At 46.6% G+C, this 18,708-nt stretch carries 24 protein-coding genes and 1 pseudogene; 7 read left to right on the forward strand and 18 right to left on the reverse strand.

Annotated elements, in window-relative coordinates:
- The first annotated feature begins 92 nt into the window (after positions 1-92).
- Positions 93-4,583, forward strand: coding sequence for a hypothetical protein (locus DXZ20_RS06890; protein WP_163697252.1), 4,491 nt, complete (start codon positions 93-95; stop codon positions 4,581-4,583).
- A gap of 51 nt (positions 4,584-4,634) precedes the next feature.
- On the opposite strand, the gene DXZ20_RS06895 is transcribed toward DXZ20_RS06890, so the two are convergent.
- From DXZ20_RS06895 to DXZ20_RS06910, 4 genes are all read right to left on the reverse strand, one after another.
- On the reverse strand, positions 4,635-5,441 hold the full coding sequence (locus DXZ20_RS06895) for a PspA/IM30 family protein (protein WP_163697254.1): 807 nt from the start codon (positions 5,439-5,441) through the stop codon (positions 4,635-4,637).
- Positions 5,442-5,443: 2 nt separating this feature from the next.
- Positions 5,444-5,881, reverse strand: coding sequence for a hypothetical protein (locus DXZ20_RS06900; protein WP_163697256.1), 438 nt, complete (start codon positions 5,879-5,881; stop codon positions 5,444-5,446).
- 40 nt (positions 5,882-5,921) lie between these two features.
- Positions 5,922-6,569: a hypothetical protein gene (locus DXZ20_RS06905; protein WP_163697258.1), complete on the reverse strand. Its 648-nt coding sequence runs from the start codon at positions 6,567-6,569 to the stop codon at positions 5,922-5,924.
- A gap of 224 nt (positions 6,570-6,793) precedes the next feature.
- A complete protein-coding gene (locus tag DXZ20_RS06910; RefSeq protein WP_163697260.1) occupies positions 6,794-7,372 on the reverse strand; it encodes a hypothetical protein in 579 nt (192 codons plus the stop codon).
- 425 nt (positions 7,373-7,797) lie between these two features.
- Between DXZ20_RS06910 and DXZ20_RS06915 the strand changes: the two genes are divergently transcribed.
- The 3 genes from DXZ20_RS06915 to DXZ20_RS06925 all read left to right on the forward strand — a co-directional run bounded on the left by DXZ20_RS06915 (position 7,798) and on the right by DXZ20_RS06925 (position 9,023).
- Positions 7,798-8,229, forward strand: coding sequence for a hypothetical protein (locus DXZ20_RS06915; protein ID WP_163697262.1), 432 nt, complete (start codon positions 7,798-7,800; stop codon positions 8,227-8,229).
- A gap of 94 nt (positions 8,230-8,323) precedes the next feature.
- Complete coding sequence (locus DXZ20_RS06920) at positions 8,324-8,722, forward strand: hypothetical protein (protein ID WP_163697264.1); 399 nt, start codon at positions 8,324-8,326, stop codon at positions 8,720-8,722.
- Between the two features lie 100 nt (positions 8,723-8,822).
- On the forward strand, positions 8,823-9,023 hold the full coding sequence (locus DXZ20_RS06925; RefSeq protein WP_163697266.1) for a hypothetical protein: 201 nt from the start codon (positions 8,823-8,825) through the stop codon (positions 9,021-9,023).
- A gap of 479 nt (positions 9,024-9,502) precedes the next feature.
- Here DXZ20_RS06925 and DXZ20_RS06930 read toward each other — a convergent pair whose 3' ends face one another.
- From DXZ20_RS06930 to DXZ20_RS06940, 4 genes and pseudogenes are all read right to left on the reverse strand, one after another.
- The gene (locus tag DXZ20_RS06930; protein ID WP_163697268.1) at positions 9,503-9,922 is read right to left on the reverse strand and encodes a hypothetical protein; all 420 of its coding nucleotides are present in this window, start codon (positions 9,920-9,922) and stop codon (positions 9,503-9,505) included.
- Between the two features lie 20 nt (positions 9,923-9,942).
- Positions 9,943-9,993: pseudogene (locus DXZ20_RS38695) on the reverse strand (excalibur calcium-binding domain-containing protein); the annotation flags it as partial.
- A gap of 81 nt (positions 9,994-10,074) precedes the next feature.
- Entirely contained in the window at positions 10,075-10,320 is a 246-nt protein-coding gene (locus DXZ20_RS37280; protein WP_163671518.1) for a GNAT family N-acetyltransferase, read from the reverse strand.
- 144 nt (positions 10,321-10,464) lie between these two features.
- Complete coding sequence (locus tag DXZ20_RS06940) at positions 10,465-10,878, reverse strand: SRPBCC family protein (RefSeq protein ID WP_163671517.1); 414 nt, start codon at positions 10,876-10,878, stop codon at positions 10,465-10,467.
- A 77-nt stretch (positions 10,879-10,955) separates the two neighbouring features.
- On the opposite strand from DXZ20_RS06940, the gene DXZ20_RS06945 reads away from it, so the two are divergent.
- Positions 10,956-11,552 (forward strand): TetR/AcrR family transcriptional regulator, encoded by a 597-nt coding sequence (locus DXZ20_RS06945; RefSeq protein ID WP_163671516.1) that lies wholly within the window; start codon positions 10,956-10,958, stop codon positions 11,550-11,552.
- Between the two features lie 112 nt (positions 11,553-11,664).
- Here the strand turns inward: DXZ20_RS06945 and DXZ20_RS06950 are convergent, their stop codons facing one another.
- Both DXZ20_RS06950 and DXZ20_RS06955 read right to left on the reverse strand, forming a co-directional pair.
- Positions 11,665-12,051 carry a nuclear transport factor 2 family protein gene (locus DXZ20_RS06950; RefSeq protein ID WP_163697269.1) on the reverse strand — a complete coding sequence of 129 codons (387 nt, stop codon included), beginning with the start codon at positions 12,049-12,051 and terminating at the stop codon, positions 11,665-11,667.
- Between the two features lie 5 nt (positions 12,052-12,056).
- Positions 12,057-12,677 carry an FMN-dependent NADH-azoreductase gene (locus DXZ20_RS06955; RefSeq protein WP_163697272.1) on the reverse strand — a complete coding sequence of 207 codons (621 nt, stop codon included), beginning with the start codon at positions 12,675-12,677 and terminating at the stop codon, positions 12,057-12,059.
- 91 nt (positions 12,678-12,768) lie between these two features.
- Here DXZ20_RS06955 and DXZ20_RS06960 point away from each other — a divergent pair, with 91 nt between their 5' ends.
- Positions 12,769-13,122: a winged helix-turn-helix transcriptional regulator gene (locus tag DXZ20_RS06960; protein WP_250565654.1), complete on the forward strand. Its 354-nt coding sequence runs from the start codon at positions 12,769-12,771 to the stop codon at positions 13,120-13,122.
- Between the two features lie 271 nt (positions 13,123-13,393).
- Here DXZ20_RS06960 and DXZ20_RS06965 read toward each other — a convergent pair whose 3' ends face one another.
- The 3 genes from DXZ20_RS06965 to DXZ20_RS06975 form a co-directional block, all read right to left on the reverse strand.
- The gene (locus tag DXZ20_RS06965; protein ID WP_163697274.1) at positions 13,394-13,813 is read right to left on the reverse strand and encodes a hypothetical protein; all 420 of its coding nucleotides are present in this window, start codon (positions 13,811-13,813) and stop codon (positions 13,394-13,396) included.
- A 3-nt stretch (positions 13,814-13,816) separates the two neighbouring features.
- Positions 13,817-14,152: a hypothetical protein gene (locus tag DXZ20_RS06970; protein ID WP_163697275.1), complete on the reverse strand. Its 336-nt coding sequence runs from the start codon at positions 14,150-14,152 to the stop codon at positions 13,817-13,819.
- Between the two features lie 544 nt (positions 14,153-14,696).
- Positions 14,697-15,257, reverse strand: coding sequence for a hypothetical protein (locus tag DXZ20_RS06975; RefSeq protein WP_163697278.1), 561 nt, complete (start codon positions 15,255-15,257; stop codon positions 14,697-14,699).
- A gap of 316 nt (positions 15,258-15,573) precedes the next feature.
- On the opposite strand from DXZ20_RS06975, the gene DXZ20_RS06980 reads away from it, so the two are divergent.
- A complete protein-coding gene (locus tag DXZ20_RS06980) occupies positions 15,574-15,924 on the forward strand; it encodes a response regulator transcription factor (protein WP_163697280.1) in 351 nt (116 codons plus the stop codon).
- Positions 15,925-16,121: 197 nt separating this feature from the next.
- On the opposite strand, the gene DXZ20_RS06985 is transcribed toward DXZ20_RS06980, so the two are convergent.
- The 5 genes from DXZ20_RS06985 to DXZ20_RS07005 all read right to left on the reverse strand — a co-directional run.
- On the reverse strand, positions 16,122-16,466 hold the full coding sequence (locus tag DXZ20_RS06985; RefSeq protein ID WP_163697282.1) for a hypothetical protein: 345 nt from the start codon (positions 16,464-16,466) through the stop codon (positions 16,122-16,124).
- Positions 16,463-16,690 carry a hypothetical protein gene (locus DXZ20_RS06990; protein WP_163697284.1) on the reverse strand — a complete coding sequence of 76 codons (228 nt, stop codon included), beginning with the start codon at positions 16,688-16,690 and terminating at the stop codon, positions 16,463-16,465. Before DXZ20_RS06990 ends, DXZ20_RS06985 begins: the two co-directional genes overlap by 4 nt.
- Before the next feature lie 172 nt (positions 16,691-16,862).
- Positions 16,863-17,138, reverse strand: a complete 276-nt coding sequence (locus tag DXZ20_RS06995; RefSeq protein WP_163697285.1) for a hypothetical protein — start codon at positions 17,136-17,138, stop codon at positions 16,863-16,865.
- A gap of 250 nt (positions 17,139-17,388) precedes the next feature.
- The gene (locus DXZ20_RS07000) at positions 17,389-17,886 is read right to left on the reverse strand and encodes a GNAT family N-acetyltransferase (protein WP_163697287.1); all 498 of its coding nucleotides are present in this window, start codon (positions 17,884-17,886) and stop codon (positions 17,389-17,391) included.
- Between the two features lie 95 nt (positions 17,887-17,981).
- Positions 17,982-18,708: hypothetical protein (locus tag DXZ20_RS07005; RefSeq protein WP_250565655.1), on the reverse strand; the 727-nt coding region annotated here is incomplete at its 5' end.

Here is an 18,708-nt window from a genome sequence, read left to right on the forward strand (position 1 = left end):
CAACAATTGCAGTTTTACAAAATTTTGGTTTGCTGCCATCAACATTTGCTTTGACCGCCTCAAGCGCGTTGAAAATGACCAAGGTGTTGGCAATGGCAACAATTAAACTCGCCGCCATTGCTGCGGTCTTGAAAATAGGTCAAATTGCGTTTAGTGCCTTTGGTGAGAATGCTGGCGAGCTTGGCGATATTGTTGAGTCGAATACTGACAGGTTAGAGCGCTTTGCCGATTCATTAGATCGGATTGCGGGCAGTGGAGAAAAAGCTGCTGACAGCCTGGGCGGGGTAAAACTGACTGGCCCTATCAGTGTATTGTCTGAAGGGTTAGGAGGGTTTCTAACAAGAGAAGAAACGCGGCAAGACGGCCCTCAGTTCTTTATGGATCGAATAAATCTTCTCGCTAAAGGCTCTAATTTCATCAAAAATCGCTTTGCTCAAAAACAACAAAATGATGCTCTTGAAGCAGCAGATGAGCTGCAATCCAACACATCAGATGTATTGGCCCGGGCTGCAGAATTTACATCAGGGCCTCGCAACGATGAACTACAGCGGTTTGGCGAGCTGGATAAAGAACTCCAGGTATTGCGGCAACGACTGAGAGTAACAGAAGCGCTCGACACTGACAACCTAGCTAAGCAAAATGCACTCGAAGAGCAAATCAACCGGAAGCTAGAAGAACGTGAACGGTTAGTAGGCGAGGTTGGCGCGACTCGTCAGATCATCGATGAACAACTAAAAACCCAGGAAGACGGAATCGCTGCACAGGAGTCTGCCTACGAACAAGGCACTAACACAATTGAAACGTATGAGGCGAACATTGCAAAACTCAGTCCCCAGATTGAAAAACTAAAAGGGCAACAGGAGGCGTTTAACCAGGCGCTCGACCAGTCTGTTCTTGACATTGAGCGCATTGCTGATGCGATCGCTGATGTGGCCGCCTCCCTCGATGCCGCCGCGATTAATTCAGCGCGGGCTGGCTCTATTGGCCGTAGCAATTTAGCCAGAGCACAAATTGCCGGTGCGTCTGAGGGGCAAGTCGCCAGTCTGTCTCGGGGGCTGGAACAGCAAGCACTGGCGTCTGAGCTATCCGCCACAGCACAGGCCATTGCTAAGCTCAACGCTGAACTAAATTCAGTCGATTTAGCCGATAGCCTCAATGCATTGGGAGGACGAGAGGCATTGTCAGGGCTCAGAGCGCCTGAACTTGCCCGAATGCAGGACCGAATTGGCGACATAGACCCGGCACTAACAACAACGCTGGACGCGCTGATCAATCTAGATGAACTCGAAACTCAGGCGCTGGATATCCAGGCTCGAATTGATGAATCGGCGGCGGCGGCGGCCATGGACCTGCGAGCGCTGGGTGAATCTATCACAGATTACTACCAAGGGATCTCTGAAAGCTTTGAGTCAACAATGCTCGAAGTGGAGCAGACATTAGCGCAGGCTGAATTTAATCAGTTGCAAGCCGACTTGACCCGCAGTGTAAATAACATCACCGACGAATTTCTCGGCACCTATACCGACACCATCACCGAAACCATTCAATCAATCTTTGATGGTGTGATGGAAGGGCTGCAGTTAGAGGCCACGGAAGCTGGAATTCGACAGCAGTTGGCTGGGCAATTGCAAGAGGGGTTTGGTCTGATGGGTCAGGTACCCACGGGCGGCATCGGTGGCAGTGGTGGATTTTCATCACCCTTAGCTGGGCAAAGCGTTCAATCGCTTATCGATTATGCACCTAGTACAGCGATAGGCCAAGATTTTCATGCAACTCGTGACGGAGGCCGTCGTATCCACAGAGGGATTGATATCGATAGTCGCGCAGGTGGTGGGCTCGGGGCTCAGGTTCTCGCGTCTTTGGGTGGTACAGCTCAGGTCGTTGACCTCGATGAACAATATGGCGACATAGCAGACTCTGTGGGCGTCTGGATCACCTCCCAGCTCGGCAATGGTATCCCTATTGAAATTAGATACAACCATCTGAACCTAGACCATGTTCGCAGAGATTTAGGCGTTGGAAAGAACGGCACCGCCCAAGTTAGTGCAGGTCAAGGGCTGGGCACGGTAGTTAATCACCACCTGGATTACAAAGTGCTCGTGAATGGCGAGCATGTTGATCCACAGGAATTCATGGCGGCAATGGCGAGCGGTGGAGGTGTGGCCAGTACTGTTGATGGACGGGCCATCCAGATTGTGGCCAGCGCTCCGGCACCGGCACAAAGACAGTCTGCCCCCATTTCTCAAGGCCAGCGCTATGTTCCCCGTGGTGGCTCAGTACAAACGGCTGAACGAGTTCAGTCTGATGCTCAAGGTGCTCAGGCGCTCGTAAACACAGCTAACAACCTTGGCTTAGACCCAACCCAGTTTGCAGCGCTAATGAGCTGGGAATCTGGTGGCACGTTTAACCCCAATATCATGGGCGGCGACGGCGGGCAGTACAAGGGAATGATTCAATTCTCCCCAGACAATCAGAATCGCTATGGCACAGGTGCTCAGCAGTCAATTGCTGAACAGATGCCACAAATTGAACGCTACCTAATAGACCGAGGGTTCCAGCCTGGGCAGCATGATATTCGTCATGCATACTCTGCCGTGCTTGCTGGACAGGCTGATGAACGGTATTGGAATCGCACAGATTCTAATGGGACCAGTGTTAGGAACGCGGCTCCTAAGTTTCAGCAAGGCGACCATTACGACCGAGCAGCGCAATTCTTAAGGGATTCACTGGGCGGGGCACCCATGGCAACAGCGGCCATGCCATCAATCAGCACCAGCGGCATCACACAGGGGCAAGACCTGGCAGTGCTTGGTGCAAATCAGCAAATCGATGCATTGCAGCAGCAAGCAGACGCCAGTGCTGAACTCCGCCTTGCTCAATCCCAGGCCAGCACGCGGAAACTCGAACAACAACGGCTTGATGACCAACGGCGAGAGGCTGACTCTCAGTTACAACGAGAACGTGACATTGAGGACAAGCAAGCCGCTCAGCTACCGGATACCGCCGAAAATCGAGCAGCATCTGAATTCCGCGACCTAGAACGCCAGTTTGATGACATGACTCGCGACGTCCAGCGGCAAATCGAAGACCGACAGCTATCTTATGACTCAGCTGGCCAATACATCGATATCTTCAAAAGCTCTGCTGATCGTCTAGAGAGTATGGGGGGTGACCCGGCTGAAATCGCGGAGCTACACGCTAAAATCAGCATCCTTGAAGGTGCTCGTGCTGATTTGCTGCCAGGAATTGAAAACCGGAAACAATACCTGGCTGACCTTGAAGCATGGCAAGAAGAAGAAATGAAGCGGCTCAAGCTAGAAAAAGAACTAGCCATCGAAGCTGAGCGCATCGCTAAAGCCAGGACCGAGGCGGATATCACTGGCGGACTAACCCAGTCTCAAATCGAGCTAGCCCGCCAAGATGGGCGGCAATTTGAGGCAATCTCAATGAACGCTGATATCCAGGTTACACAGCTTGATCTTGAAAAAGCTGAAGCCTTACTCGAACTCAGAGAGCAGCTTGCCAACGAACAGATCACAGACGAAGAATACGAGTTACGGCTGAAGCTAGTCACTGAAACATTTGACAATCGTCAAGAATTGCTAGGTCGTGAAAATGACAGAGAAAATCGCGGCCAACAACTCAGGGATGATCGAGCCGTCCTTGACTCCAACATGGGTGTTGCCAATGCTGCTCTGTCCCTGGCTGATCAACGCGGCTTTGGCAATTCTCGGCAGATGAATGAACTCAGAGAAAATATGGCGATCGCTGAAGAAAATATGCGATTTGCCGAGCAACTAGAGTCTATCCGCAATAATGCCAATCTATCAGCAGATGCGATTGAGCGCATGACAGCCAACGCCGAAGCGATGCACGAGCTTAATTTGGAAGGGATTAATGCGCAATTCTCTGAAATGACGGAGATTTTGCAAATGGCACAAGGGCACGCTACCGACGCATTTGCATCATTCCTGGATGGTTCAAAAACAGCGGGCGAGGCATTCAGCGGCTTTATCGATTCCATGATTTCTGGCTTAGCCCAAATGGCTTCTCAATTGCTGATGCAAGAAATCTTCGGCGGCTTATTTGGTGGGCTAGGTGGTGCGGCCGGTGGCGGTGGCGGCGGTGGTATCTTTGGCATCGTTAAAGGCTTGTTTGGGGCTAAAGATGGCGGCTATATCCCTAACTTCATGTCGGGGGGCTCCATCGCTGACGCCTATCGTCGTGAGTCAATGGCACCCGGTCAGCCCCGGTTAGCCATGCTGAACACCACTGAAGCCGTCCTAACTCAACGGCATCAAGCACAGATCAACGCGATGCTGGCCCCCATGGGTAGTTCGCTGGATCAAGTATTTGCTGGGAATTACGCCGGTGGGGGATATATGGGACAGAAGGCAGCCGCAGGGGTTGCGCCAAGCGGGACCAGAGAGGCACCGGCTATTTCTATCTCAAACCAGTTTGCTAGCACTGGTGACTCACAGCGAGATGGTGAATTTGCTAAGAAATTGGAGCGGAGGCAGGCGGCTTTGGTGCGGCAGATCATCCAAGAGGAGCAGCGACCTAGGGGGCTGTTGTCGCGTTAATACGATTCTGAGATCCAGTAGCTAACGGTATCAACAGCGTGGCCAATATCATCAAAGCTGATCGAGCATTCGCTTCAGCTCCTCTAGTTCCACATCAACCGCTGCACAGCTAACAAGAGTGTTCGAGGGTTCAGAATTGGGAGACTGGGGCAACTGCTGGACAGATCCCAATAACTGCGCTTTCATAGCTGCCAGTTCTTCATCAAAGTCATTGTCTGACTCTAGCATGGCAAACTGACTCTCTAAATCGGTTTCAGTAAGTTCTTCTTCTGCCTGCGAACGTGCCTCTATTTGCAGTATTTTCTCTTCCATGCGCTCAAATGCTGTCATTGCACTGCTGGCACCCAAATTGCCTGCTGTTTTTTGCAATTGCCCATTCACCTTAGCAGCCGCAATCTGCGCTTTCAGTCTGGTTTTCATACTTTTTGCTTCAGCGATTTTGGCTTCTAGAAAAGTTAGATTTTGTTTAAGGGTTTGAACTGAAGCTGGTTCTTGATTGATCTGAACTTCAAGATTACTGAGAATTCCAGTGTGCATCTTTTTACGGATCAGCGCTTCCCGTGCTAGATACTCATCTCCTTTTTGCAAAGCAAGATGTGCCCGCCGTTTCCATTTATTGACTTCCGTTTGTGCCTTTTCATACTGCTGTTGAAGTCGCTTTTGGTTGGCAATTACATTGACGATTGCTTGACGTGCGTTCTGAGAGTCTGCTTCCATCTGCTCGATCTCGCTATCCAAAAGCTTTTCTGGATCAATGCCTTGCTGAAGCAGACGATTTAAGCCAACTAAATCCAGTCCAACCTTATATTCAGCGTCAAATTTGGTAGTTGGGCCATCGCTAAACTCGTCGTCACCCATTGTTAGTAAAGATCCTCTGCGTACAACCAATACTCAACCGCATCATAGGCTTGGTCTAAATCGCTGAGAAACCCAGCCAATACGCGATCGCTACCCACTGAATAGTCATGACGCTGATTGCCGTGAAGATAATAACTATGTGCTTGAACAATTTTGGTGCTGTCCGGAGTAAAGACAGCCACGCTCGTCATTCTTGATTCTCTGACGAGTTGAATGATTTGAATCAAGTGATAACCATCGCTGGTCATCGAGGTGATGGTGATGGAGTTTTCTTCCTGCCGGAAGCAAACGTTTGGCCCAACAAAAGTAAAGTCAATCCGACTGTTGCAATAGTCCTCAAGCGCATTAAAAAAACGATTCGCCCGCGCCTCACCTTGAAAACCTAACGAGCCAGCCGTGATCGCACCCGCTAACACCAGACTTTGTAGAAAACGTTTCATTTTTACCCCTTTACTATTGGTTAAAGTTTGAAGCGCACCCTTATTCACCTATTGCATTGTTCGCACTTTGGCCAAAAACCGTCCGCCAAGCTTCAACTGTCCCTTCTCCAATATCATTAATTACTTCGCCGCCTCTACCCTCAATGGACACACGGATGATGGCTTCTCCTGCTGGAGCGCTGGCTAAAATCTGTTTTTGCTCATCGTCTAGCGTGAAGTTGCCGTTTACTCCTTCTAGCGAAAAAACGATATCGCCAATTTTTACGTCTAGCGCATTGGTCTCGTACCAAATGACGTTCGTTCGGCAGGAGAAAACCCCACATCGTTTCTCCCGTCTGCGTGCGACAATCCTTACGCCTTTTTCTGACCAAATTGAGATGACCGATTCGTCCCAATTAGACCAGGCAAGATTACCTGAAAAATTATTATCTGCAACGGCTAGATACTCACCATCAAACGGGTGAACGATAAGTAGGGGACGAGACCAGGGTAGGTCAAAAACGCTATCACGCCAGTCGTTTATTTCTAGGCGCTCTATTTCTCCATCATTAAAAGTTTCTTCAGTATCATCTGTTTCACAGAATGCGGACGCTCGATCTTCGCAATTAGCCTGAACAGGGATGTCTGTTGAGAGGATTACCGAGGCTGCGATCGCAAGACAACCAAAGCTTTTGTATAAAAATTTCATTGCCCGAGAAAATAGAAGATATCCCTGCTTTCTCAAAGTATTTTTTCTGACAGGACCTATATAGATCGCTTTACAGGTTTGAAATATAACATTGGGTGCCTGTTAGCACAGAGATTTGTAGTACACGGCAGATAACAGCTAAAATTGATTGATTACTGCGAATCATTCAATGTGAAGCAATTAAGCAAGCTACATAGCAATCAATCAATACCTACCATCGTTACTTATGGAGCTGGAGGAATCTGAACAATTGTTTTGCAGCTAGAGCATGTTGCGGATTCGCCTGCCCTCTTGGTAAGCACTTTCAGTTTGATATTGCAAGCTGGACAGTGAAAGTGCATTTCCAATAGACCCATTTCTTTCTTTAGGAGATATAGGTCGTTCTCTACCTCTAATGATTGAAACTGTCGATTGAGTTGATCCAATGAGGCTGCCTGAGTCTTTGCGGTAATGGTATGTCCTGGATCTCGTTTAACCGTCTGTTTCAGCTCGTCCAACTCAGACTGGACTTCATAGTTTTTCCAAAACTCTTCGTAGTAGTCAATGATTGATCCACCGCAATCACTACCACAGAGACTATCTAAAATCAGTAGTCCGCCAACGATCGGCAAAGCTCCCATTACAAACATGCCTAACTGCATACTACCAAAGCCAACCCAAGCAGCCGTAGCGCTGGCATGGGCTGCGCCGTGTAGAGTTCCAATGGCAGTTCCAGTTCCAGCAACACCGACCGCATTAGCAGCCGCATTGATAATGGGCGTGCTAGCAGTTAGAGCTGTTCCCGCAGCGATTTTAGAATCCATGGTCTAAGCAAAGAGGTCAGATAGCTACTACTACTTTCTTCGCTGTCGCCCTCGATCCGAACGCAGGCTAATAACCATAACCAATCCACATCTAAACTATCCCCATTTTCCGGGGTGAAGTTATTGAGTCATTATTGATCTACCACTCAATCACCACAATCAATCCACCACTTCCCCCTCAATAGACAGCATTGATCATCCCCAAAAAAAATCCCTCGGCAGGTACAAGCCAAGGGAGGTGAGTAAGTGCATTTAGAGTCCGATGAACACCCTGTAGTATCGACCTCCGAATGCTTTTAAAAGTTGCGAAAGAATGCTCAATGCTATCTATTGAGGGGGTTAACCAAAAGTCTCATTTAGTTAAAGCATCCCGACAGATGAACGCCTCAGGGAAGTTTTTAGTGTAGTTTCCCTACATACGACACATGAAACTTACCCCGGTTATCGCTTCGTTTGCGTTGTTTTCTGCTGCTCCCTCGGCATTGGCTACACCTGTGTGCTACATGGATATGTATGGGGTGCGCACGGACCTGAGTTATATGTGCAACGAGCGGGACGTAGCGGCTCAGGCGAGAGAGGAGCAAGCGATTGCCGCGCTTAATCAGCAGAGGCTATCAGACTTATCTACCTATGGCGTTTGGGCTGTCGGCAATAATATAAGGGGGACTCTAAGGAATTCTGGTGCCTCGCCTATTAGCAACATTACGCTCACTATTCGTGCTCAGCAAGAAGGACGGTCTGAAGAGTTCAGGGAAGTCACTATCGATCAGGTTGGCGGGCGAACTGAGGCTGATTTTGTGGCGACGTTCAACCATTTGCCAGAAGAATGGTCGATTCAGAGCATTGAGATTGAGTAGCAGGCTAAGCTAAAAGTCTACTAAGCCGCGACCGTTCTGATAGCCCCTGAATAGTGATGGATAATTGATCTGTTGCTGTTCGGGGACTATTGCTATGCGTAAATACTGGCTGCCTGTAACTTTGTCCCTGCTGCTTGTGACAGGAGGTATAGTACTACTATCCCTGCAAACCAATGACCCAGAAAGACTAAGCGCTAAAACACTTGCAAGCCAAGAATCATTCAAGACTGAGGCGGCTGCGATGGAATTGGATGATCTAATCATTGAATCTGGAGTCAACAAAAGCAATCATGAACAAATGGTATTGGTGTTCGATCCTGGTTGGTGGCAGCTAGAGGATTCAAGACAAAACTATATTGCTCATGAGCTCATGCTATCTTGGAAGGCTAAATGCGAATGTGATTCACCTGGCATGTATTTTGTTGATCAAGACGGAAATGAAGTAGGGGTAGGAACGGCCACACATATCCGACTGAACGTTCAGAAAGACTGATAATTGTGACGGGCTTATTGTAATTCCTGCTTGTGCAATTCCATGCTACCCCTGACGTTGGTTGGGGGTTTTGTTGCTAGCCAATTAATGGTGTCTGAAGATGTCACAAAGTTATTTAGCCCTTGATGCCTGCTCCATCGTCCTCAAAGGGGCTAAGGTTACTACAGGGAGGACATACACCAAACGGGGTATCCCGAGGATAGAGATCACGATTAGTGAGGATGATCGCACGATCGTTCTCACTCAGGACCAATTTCGAGCGAACTTTATTGCTGCGACGGATACGCCTGCTGCTCAATAACACTCAGGTTACCGACTTCATCCAGAAAAACTCTTAGCTTTCCCCCGCTATCCCCAAGCCTCCCTGGGCACACTAGGGCTATCTGCAAAGCTTCCGCAATGCGGAGCACCTGATCCCCCTAGGAGTATGCGCCTGGGGGTTTATTTTGTTTGGGGTGGTGCAGACACATAGGACTTTGGACACAAAAAGCCCACCGCAATCGACGCCAGCCGTAAGTACCGCAACTATCGCGGTAAGTCTGCTAAGACACTGGCTAAGCGTAAGGCGGCTTACGAAGCGGCTCAGGCTGCCCTGGATTATTGGCCTTAGAAATGCGTGGAGCAACAGGTGCGATTGCGCGGCAATTTTAAGTTTTCAGACTCAGGCAGGACAGGAGCTGATTAATATTAGTCTGGGTCAACCTAAATTCAAGCAGTAACAACTCCGTTTGATGAACTAATGGTGCGGTACGGAGCACGTCAAGAACGGTTGAGTTTTGGTTAAATCTCTTCACCAAATGCATCAACAAATCGAATCTTGGGCTCTGCGTCAGGATCATGCTTTTTAAGTGCCTTGACCCACGCATCATCAAATGTCTTCTTGAATAAGGCTTGTTGATCTGGTGTCAGATCATAATACTCAAGCGATGCGATTATTGTTAGCCTGTCAGTTTGAGGATAATCCAGAGAAGATCCAACATACCAAGTGTAAATATCTGAGTCATTGGCAACAATCGTGTCAATTGTTGCCCTGAACTCATCAAATGCTTCATGCTCAGTTGACTCAGAATCCGCTTCCTCTGCTTTAGGACTAACCGACACATCAGGTTCATAATTTGAGACAACCATCTGTGACACGATCGCAGGCAGCGCAACAGCAAAAATAGCAAGGATTACAGTGATTTTATTTTTGCGAGTCATGACATCAATACCTATAAAAATCACCTAAGACTTTCACACGCCACCCCATCCTTATCGCGGTCTAGCCGCTTAGTCCCTTTGGTTAAAGAATGCCAAGCGCGGGTTGATTAGGCCAATAATACGCAACCCCGGTGAAGCAAGAAAACTAAGTGTCAATAAAACCCACATAGCGCTGTAATTCTACCAACCCCTGAATTTCTATGAAACATGGGAATAATGGAGATTGAAATAAAGCCTATGACTTTGTTTTCCTCTTCATACACATAAACATTATTTGGTCTATTTAAATAATTCTGTATTGATTGTTTTACTTGCTCTTCCGAATTTTGAGGGTAACCCAACTGCTCTAATAAAAGCTTTATATACCCGGAGTCTGTTATCTCTGCTTCTCTAATCATTCGTATTTTTAAATTTTGTAGCTAGTTTTTTTCGTACAATTAACGGTTATAGTGAGCGGCATCAAGTAGCTCTCACATCACTTTGGAAATCTCCACTCTGTCCGCTGCAATACGATTGTTATGGAGACGAAACTCAAATACTTCTTACTCTGCTTCAGCAATGCTTTTCACATTATCCATGACGCTAGGCAACACTGCTTTAAACTGCTGTCCTAGAAGTAAACCAAATATAAATGCGAGCAAGCCACGGAACGAGACTTCATGCGTAAAGTAAGTACGGCCTACTCGACTGACAAGATAGCGATGCACATTTAAGTTGCAGAGTGGCAATCTAAGCGTGAATGTGTAGCTGTTTCCTGAATTAAATTGCGAAATTCTAAAAGTAGAGGCCCGGCCTCTTTTGGGAGTCAGCCTACCAATTGCTCCAAGCTCAAAAGGCCCATTTAGATGAGCATCCCGTAACTCTGTATCCCATATTGACCAATGCTCTACATCCGTCCAAATCGCCCAAATTTTTTCTGGTGAAGCAGATGTTTCAAGTGTATGCCTAAATTTCATTGGACTGCAGAGTCTAAAATATTGGCATTGTCAATATACTCAAAGAATATTGACAATGTCAATATTGCAATGGGAAAATGGTTAAATATCACCACGGCGATCTACGTAACACCTTGTTGGCGATTGCAGCTGAGCTGTTGGCTGAGGATGGAGTTCATGCCTTGAGCTTGCGGAAAATGGCGAAGCGGGCAGGCGTAAGTCACAATGCGCCGTACATGCACTTCGCTGATAAGGAAGCTGTTCTAGCAGCGATCGCTGAAGAAGGTTTTCGCCTGCTTACAATTGATGTGGAATCTGCCATTTCTCAGGCAAAAAACAGTACACGTCAAAAGCTAATTGCCGCAAGTCAGGCTTATGTCAACTTTGCACTAAATCATCCTAATCATTTACAAGTTATGTTTCGTCCGGTTGATGTAGCGAAGGCTCCCAACCTACTTGAAGTTTCGAAAGCGTCACTGAACCGATTGTTTGAGTTAGTGAAGTCTGGTCAGGAGCAGGGAGAACTAGGTACTGCTGACACGTATGAGATGACTAAGGCAATCTGGGCAATGGTTCATGGTGTTTCAGCTATCTCTGTTGCCTACAATACGACTATTCTGTTGCCGGAAAGAGCTTCAGTAGAAGATACTGTCTCGACGTTTGTAACTTTCTTGCTAGACGGACTGTCTGCATAACGGTTATGGTGAGCGACAATATATGTTTATAGCTTACTACCTAGAACTTATGCCTGTCCGCTCCACTATCGTGTTGGGCTGCTGATTGATTGCTGGCATCTGAACTCAATGATCAAGTTATCGAGTCCCAGATCTTTTTTGTGTCTGCAAACATCCGAAAACGATAGATCTTATCATCGCGAAGATCATAGATATGTGCAGCGGCAGCACTCAGAGTTTTGCCTGAAATTCGGTTATACCCAGCATACTTTCCAATAACAATCACCGAACTGCCTGCATCCAGAAATTCTTCAATTTGAAAATTAAAGTTTTCCCAGTTATTGTTGTTGGCCTTGAAGACCCCCTCAATAACCTCGACTGCACCCTTGCGCACGGCACCACCTGGAAATCCTTCATTTTGAATCCATTCAAGATTCTCTGTGCTAATACTTAAGAATGCGTCATAGTCTTTCTCACGAAATGCTCGATATAGTTCTTGAATTATTTCAATATTATCCATCTGTGCTACCAATTAACAACCAACTTCTGAATTTTTTCTCTTGCATCGTTAAGCCCCCGCTGACGTGCCTCATCACCTAAATCCAAGCCATTTGCATGAATAAACTGAATATCTGTCATGCCAATAAATTGAAATGCAAACCGTAAACTAGGCTCTTGTGCATCCCAACCTGCATGGGTTGAATCCGCACCGTACTCATCACCTCGTGCCGTAATGAACAAGACCTTTTTTCCTTCAGTCAGCCCCTTAAATTGTCCGTCAGTAAAGGTAAAGGTACGTCCTACGCGAACAACATGATCGATGTAAGCCTTGAAACCTGAAGGGATACTGAAGTTGTACATAGGAACACTAAAGATACAACGATCAGCAGCTAAAAGCTCATCTACTAGCTCATCAGAAACTCGGAGAATATTAGTCATTTCTACGGTTCGTTTATCTTGTGGAGTGTAATCAGCTGCAATCCATTCTTCTGTAAGATGAGGAACTGGCAATTTTCTCAAATCACGATAAGTAATAACGTCTTCGAGATGTAAAGTTTGCCACTTCATAACAAACTCTTTTGCCAGTTGGCGAGACTTTGAGCGACCGCCACGAGGACTCGAATCAATATGCAAAATATTTGCCATGCTGAGTAGTTAAGATTTTTTAGTCATTATCTAGACATTAAAGCAATCACTTTCCAAGGTAAAGTAGCTACCTAAAAGTAACTGAGTCACCATGAACAAACGAACCTTGAACGTAGCAGAAACAAAATGTACTCCATTGGCTACACTACTCAATCATCTGTCAGGTCAATGGACGCTCTATATTTTGTGTGTTTTAGATACAAACGGTTCACTACGCTTCGGTGAACTGAGGTCCAAAGTTGATGGAATTTCAACTAAGGTTCTGACAGAGCGACTGAGAATGCTAAAAGAAGCCGAAATTATTCATCGCCATCATGAACCAACAATTCCTCCTAAAGTCAGCTACAGCTTGACAGCTCGTGGAAAGGAACTATCTGGAGTACTTGATCAACTCTGTGAACTCGCTTCGCGGTGGTATGGCGCTGAAGAAGAAACGGCTGATTGATCTCAGTGGATAAGCAATAAAGATCTCTTAGATTGCACCCATGGGTAAGCCACAGCCGTCCAACTATATATTCAGCGTCAGATCTGACGGATAAGATCCGGAAATATGGATCTTATCCGTCAGTTTTAGGTAATAACACCCTTATTTACAGAACTTATATGCAAATTTTGACTATAAGCCCCGAATGCATAGTGTTACACGCCTCACTCCCCCACCAACCTTTGCCGCTCACTCCTGCCACCCTGAAAGTTTTGACTAGTGCGATCTCATCCTAAACAGCCGTTTCTAATTCAGCCCTAGCAGCACGGTTCTTTGCGAGCCTATCAAGCCATTCAGGTTGGGTTGCTTTTACTATTTCCTGTAATTTGGCATGCTCTGAAAAATCGCCATTAGCCCAGGCCATAACCCTTGGGTTCAGATCAACCCAACCCAAAGGAGCATTGTCAACCAATCGTTTGGATAGCCGTTGACTATCTTCGCTGGGCATAAAGCTTGGGCTAATAGCCAGCATCAAAGTATGGTCCCATCCGCGATGCTCCCAGAAGAATACGCCTTGCTCAAGCATCTCTAAAGCAATTTTTTCACTGCTTCTGTCTGCCCATAGCTCACCATTGGAATCATCGCCAGATTCATAATCCCAGTTTTGCTCAATGTTCCAGCGGTTGATAAATTCAGTCTTCAGGTCTGACATGGTTTACATCCTCCAAAACGGGATTGACTGCTTTAAGGCTTCATCTGGGGCCAGCTGCCGCTTTTGCTCTTCCTCAAGTAACTCAATGTAGTTCCTTGAATAGAAGTAGGCTTCTAGCGAATGCTTGACGACCTCAGGTGTCGCATTTTTCCATAGCCATGCTGGATTATATCCAGTAGCTGTCTGGATCATCTTGGCACACCAGCTGGGTTGAACTCCACGCTTCTTCATGAAGGCAAAGAAAACTGCACCCTCAGTCCGGCAATTCTCACGGATAGATTCTTCACTGGCTTCGGTTAGCCATTGGTCAAATTTATCGAGCAGTTCTGCTGGGGTCATGCGGCTACTCCCCTAATAATCTCTGACGCTGCCCTCTGCCACTCTGGAAGTTCTGGTCTAGGATACTTAGCATCTCTCTAGATAGTTTCTTGGCACCTTTACCGAAACCGTATCGTTTAGACACCTTGCTTACCCTTGGTAATAAAGTGTGTAAGTTTCGACGTACTTTGAGTTATCGCCTTCTCTAGGTCTGCTGCAACCTTTTCCCGCTACGAGAATGGTTCTATCGGAACCGATTTCTGGGCGACCCCGTCTTTCAATCTAGGGAAAAATCAGTAACCCCTCGCCCCTTGGTTTACAGGCTAGGGGTTTTTTATGAAAAGGCTCAAAAGCACCCGAATAACGAGCATTAGAAACTTTCAAGACCAACTAGTCGTCATTTTTGATGATGCATATTGCTCAAGACAAAGGGGTGTTTGTCGAATTCTCATTATTAACCCTTGGCCAGTGTCAGCCAAGGGTTCCCTTTAAAGGAGAAACTGAGATGCGCGATCTCACCCATCCCCAACACCAGCCAAGTTGTTAATAGGGCTAACTATCGTATCTAGTTCTTTTTAAGACGAACCCCGGTACCGACTAATCCTAGAAATCCTAGTAACAAACCTGGTTCGGGAACAGATTTAGACTCTGGCTCTGGCTCTCCAGCTTGCTTGTAAACAGATAGATGTGAGAGTCCAGGGGTATTTCCTCTACCAACTGGTGTTACACCTTCTGTTGACCAATCAAAGCTAGATAAATCGGCAACTGTGTAGAGTGAGTAAGAGTTTCCCGCCTTTACAGCGATCGCACCAAAGCCACTCAGGTTTGTAGATGCACTCCCCACTTTCGTCCCATCACCACCCGAGGTAAAGGAGACTGTACTATCTTCATTGTCTCCAGCGAATGACCATCCTGAGCCAAATAAAGCATCAAGATTGCTTAGCCCAGTACCCTGCGCACCCTTGTCATTACCGCTGAACGCACCTGCACAGTCAATATAATTAAAACTTACGTTGGCACACGTTCCACTGCCGCCTAGAGTTGCCGCTTGTGCTGACGAAGTGAGCGATTGCGCAAGTATTACTGCGGTTGAACCCAATACTGTTAAGGTCAACTGTTTGAGCATTTCTGGAGTCCTTTGTATTCACAGCTCCTGTCTAACAAAGTCAGAACAAATAACGACTCCGTAGGATGTGCGATTTTATACAGTATTTATGAAATAACCTACTAGCATGTTGATTTTGATAGCTGAGTTAGCGAGTGCGGCGTTTGGGGTATGGACTAAAACCTATGTTTTTTATTGTAATAAACGTCTAATTAAACCCTTATTTTCATCTTAAATAGAGGGTCTGGGGCAACGTCTCGGCAAACCTTAGGAATGACTAAGCGTCTGTAGTGCTAATGACTGCTGATTTTTTGTAGAACTAATTTGATCTGGATATATGACCACTGTTCTCATCGCTGAAAATAAACCAAGAATTTCAGACCTGCTAGTAAAAGGCCTTCAGAAAGCAGGATATGAAACTCAGGTTGAAACAGAGAGTGTCAATATTTTGAAGCTGTCGCTTTCAGGCAAAATTGATCTGATTTTGCTAAATCTGATGATGTCGCATGTAAATGGACTATCTGTGCTTCATCAAATGCAAGAATACGCAGTCCAGATACCTGTGATTGTTTTGACCGAAAGAGAAGAGATACAGCGAGACGAGGTTCTAGGGTTGGGGGCTAAAGAGTTAATTAGACATCCTTTTTTATTTAAAGAGTTATTTACACATATTCGTCGTTATATCTAATCAAGTGGCTTGGTTTCTGTTAAGCAAGTCCACTCCAACAAAAAGCCCTCGTCAAACCTATGACGAAGGCCAAGCAAGGGTGGGACACGGGGCTCTCCGCGTTTGTCATGTAGACTTCAATTACGATCAGTATTCCCCAATCAACTGCTGACGCTCACCCTTGCCACCCTGGAAGCTTTGGCTAGTGCGATCGCGCCCTAAACAGACACCATCTGACTTACCGTGACTGGCTCAGCGATCAACTCAGGATTATCAATGCATAGGGTAAAGAAGTGGGCTATCACCGCTGCATTATCTGGGTGCTTATGAAACTCGGCAGGCAAGCTAGCAATCATTTTGTTATACGACTCATACACAGGAGCCCATAGGACCGCTTCTTGGCGCTCATCCTTGGCATACTTCACCTTAATCAAATCAGCCCGACTTTGAGACGCCCAAGCCTGCATGATAGCGAAGCACTCATCAGACAGCTCTACCCGTTTATGAATGAACTCATGACCCGTCTTGGTAGCCGTGAACATGCGGATGGTGAATAGTTTCATGGCTGCTGCTCCTCTTGGTATGCTTCGTACTCGGCTAGTTGGCGCTGATACTCTGAATCGTCATAGTGGATGCATGGGCCAATTCTAGCTCCAGGGGTATTGGGGTGCCAGTAGATCCCTGGATACAGGTTATAGCAGTCCCATTGAGTTGACTGGGTCACTTTGACCGGCTTCTCCTTAGCATCCTCTGGGTTGGGTGGGCCTGATTTAGGATCGTATGTCATGCAAAAACCTCACACTGAATTAACTATACAGACTGGAAACTTGAACCCGTTACTGATGTCGGTAAAATGATTGGAATGACCAGCCCATAGGGTTTTGCGGATTGCTCCGAAAAACTATTTGTCAGAACGTTCAAAGTCGTACGGTTTTCGTACAACTTCACAAAATGCGAGTTTATGCCAACGCCTCATTCAGAATCGCTACCACCTGAACCAGAAAATCCTGATCCAAACGCTCAAACAACTGCCCCGCAAACGCACTAGCCTCAGTCGTAGGACCTACAGAGAACGTCTGCCGAGGCTTGACAATGCCCGCATCAATGGCAGCCGCCCTGGTTGACGTATACTCACCGGCTAGCATCTTCTGGTGGATCTCTGGAGCAGCCTCAGCTATGCGTTGGGCGAGATATTCAGGGTCAGAACCATACTTCTTTAAAGAGGCAATAGGCAAACAACCCTTATCATTATCAGGTTTGTTTCTAGCGTTTTTGTTTCCTTTTGGTGCCCCTGGTTTACTGACCTTTTCTGGATCAGCTTTTGCGGCTACCTCAACGACAGCCAGGCATTCTTTAGCAGTGGTGGGTTTATCAGGGCTACCCAGTTTTTTGTATTGAAGCTTGTTAGCAAAATGTTAGGTGCTCGTTGGCGTTGTCCCTTGGTAGGTGACTTTGGTCAGAGGATAGCACAACAAAAACAGAACCCTATAACTCTCTTTCTAACCAAAGTTGTTTCCCACCATTCCACCTAGAACGGTTGGTAATCAAACCGTGCTTTCTGTACAGAAATAGTGAAGCAGAATTTTTTTCGTTAGTGTTTAAAGCCAATAACTTAGAACCTCTCTTCCTCGAACGTGCTATTACAGATTTTAGAAGGTAAGAGCCAATGCCTTGACCTCTATATTCCTGAATTACGAAAACATCTTCAACTTTAGTTTCTATCCCAGAAAGCCAGATAGAATAGTAGTCTCGGCTCTGAGTGTATCCTACAGCATTACCGTTATGCGAAATAGCCAAAAGGAACTCAATACTTGTGTCTGAAAGTGCGATTTCAATAGACTTATAAAGAACCTCTCGCAAAGGCTTATCTTGCTTTAAAAAATCTCTAAACAGCAGGATAAGACCCGTAAGGATAGAAACATCATGGCAAGTTGCTACTCTTACAAGGACAGGAGACTTTTCTTCTATTGATATGGATTCCATATTGAGATTTCAGTAGAGAACGATTGATAGAGATAGTCGCATAAGCCAGCTAGATTTGAGAAGATCTCGTTCTTTCTAAACCCTTTGGCCATCTTTTAGCCCTCATCTACTAACGCATTATTCAAAATCGCTACGACCTGAACCAGTAGCTCATGATCTAGGCGCTCAAACAGCTTCCCGGCTACCTCTTCAGCGCCAACCCCCTCAGCCCAGGAAACCGTAATTCGCTTTGTCCCACTCAGGCGTTCTCTTACGAACTCAGTGGCCTTTCGCTTATACTGTGGCCGCTCAAGCAGGTTCATGGGGGCTGGATTCTCCTCAACCCATTTCTCTAACTCAGTCCCGATCTTGTCTACCTGTTCTTTAACCTCTAATTGCTTAGGCGTTGGCTTATGCTGGTTTACCCTGGGGCCTAACTTCACCGCCTCATTCTGGCCTAGCAAACCAGAGTGGTATAACTCCCTGGCAATCTGGGGGGCACGAGCGATCGCACGGGCACGCTTTTGGCGCTTCTCTTCTGCTTCGTTAACCTGATTCGGGACGCGATGTCCCGAATCAGGTTTTACGCTTTCAATTTGCCCTTTCTCATTTAGAACAATTGATTCGGGGTTGTGTCCGTTTTCGGCCCTGCTGTCTCCAGGTGTCAGGGCTTCTATGACTTCTCTGCGCATGTTCTCGAACTCTTCCATCTTTTGCCTGAGTTGATGGCGGAATGGAGCTTTGATTGCGTGTGTAAGCACTTCTTTGGAGACGCCTGCGCCATTCGGGTATGGATTCGTTAGGTATTCTTCTAATGTCGATGCCGACTCTCGCCAAGTTCCC

The sequence above is a fragment of the Adonisia turfae CCMR0081 genome, assembly GCF_011009555.1.
GTDB classification, from domain to species: Bacteria; Cyanobacteriota; Cyanobacteriia; order Phormidesmidales; family Phormidesmidaceae; genus Leptothoe; species Leptothoe turfae.

Coding starts and splice junctions, on each gene's coding strand:
- DXZ20_RS06920 (WP_163697264.1), top strand. CDS start 8,324: ATGCGTAAATACTGGCTGCCTGTAACTTTGTCCCTGCTGCTTGTGACA.
- DXZ20_RS06940 (WP_163671517.1), bottom strand. CDS start 10,878: ATGAAATTTAGGCATACACTTGAAACATCTGCTTCACCAGAAAAAATT.
- DXZ20_RS06960 (WP_250565654.1), top strand. CDS start 12,769: ATGAACAAACGAACCTTGAACGTAGCAGAAACAAAATGTACTCCATTG.
- DXZ20_RS06890 (WP_163697252.1), top strand. CDS start 93: ATGGCAACAATTAAACTCGCCGCCATTGCTGCGGTCTTGAAAATAGGT.
- DXZ20_RS06985 (WP_163697282.1), bottom strand. CDS start 16,466: ATGAAACTATTCACCATCCGCATGTTCACGGCTACCAAGACGGGTCAT.
- DXZ20_RS06915 (WP_163697262.1), top strand. CDS start 7,798: ATGAAACTTACCCCGGTTATCGCTTCGTTTGCGTTGTTTTCTGCTGCT.
- DXZ20_RS06905 (WP_163697258.1), bottom strand. CDS start 6,569: ATGAAATTTTTATACAAAAGCTTTGGTTGTCTTGCGATCGCAGCCTCG.
- DXZ20_RS06975 (WP_163697278.1), bottom strand. CDS start 15,257: ATGCTCAAACAGTTGACCTTAACAGTATTGGGTTCAACCGCAGTAATA.
- DXZ20_RS06925 (WP_163697266.1), top strand. CDS start 8,823: ATGTCACAAAGTTATTTAGCCCTTGATGCCTGCTCCATCGTCCTCAAA.
- DXZ20_RS06930 (WP_163697268.1), bottom strand. CDS start 9,922: ATGACTCGCAAAAATAAAATCACTGTAATCCTTGCTATTTTTGCTGTT.
- DXZ20_RS06950 (WP_163697269.1), bottom strand. CDS start 12,051: ATGGATAATATTGAAATAATTCAAGAACTATATCGAGCATTTCGTGAG.
- DXZ20_RS06895 (WP_163697254.1), bottom strand. CDS start 5,441: ATGGGTGACGACGAGTTTAGCGATGGCCCAACTACCAAATTTGACGCT.
- DXZ20_RS06955 (WP_163697272.1), bottom strand. CDS start 12,677: ATGGCAAATATTTTGCATATTGATTCGAGTCCTCGTGGCGGTCGCTCA.
- DXZ20_RS06910 (WP_163697260.1), bottom strand. CDS start 7,372: ATGGATTCTAAAATCGCTGCGGGAACAGCTCTAACTGCTAGCACGCCC.
- DXZ20_RS06900 (WP_163697256.1), bottom strand. CDS start 5,881: ATGAAACGTTTTCTACAAAGTCTGGTGTTAGCGGGTGCGATCACGGCT.
- DXZ20_RS07000 (WP_163697287.1), bottom strand. CDS start 17,886: ATGGAATCCATATCAATAGAAGAAAAGTCTCCTGTCCTTGTAAGAGTA.
- DXZ20_RS06980 (WP_163697280.1), top strand. CDS start 15,574: ATGACCACTGTTCTCATCGCTGAAAATAAACCAAGAATTTCAGACCTG.
- DXZ20_RS06965 (WP_163697274.1), bottom strand. CDS start 13,813: ATGTCAGACCTGAAGACTGAATTTATCAACCGCTGGAACATTGAGCAA.
- DXZ20_RS06990 (WP_163697284.1), bottom strand. CDS start 16,690: ATGACATACGATCCTAAATCAGGCCCACCCAACCCAGAGGATGCTAAG.
- DXZ20_RS06970 (WP_163697275.1), bottom strand. CDS start 14,152: ATGACCCCAGCAGAACTGCTCGATAAATTTGACCAATGGCTAACCGAA.
- DXZ20_RS06945 (WP_163671516.1), top strand. CDS start 10,956: ATGGTTAAATATCACCACGGCGATCTACGTAACACCTTGTTGGCGATT.
- DXZ20_RS37280 (WP_163671518.1), bottom strand. CDS start 10,320: ATGATTAGAGAAGCAGAGATAACAGACTCCGGGTATATAAAGCTTTTA.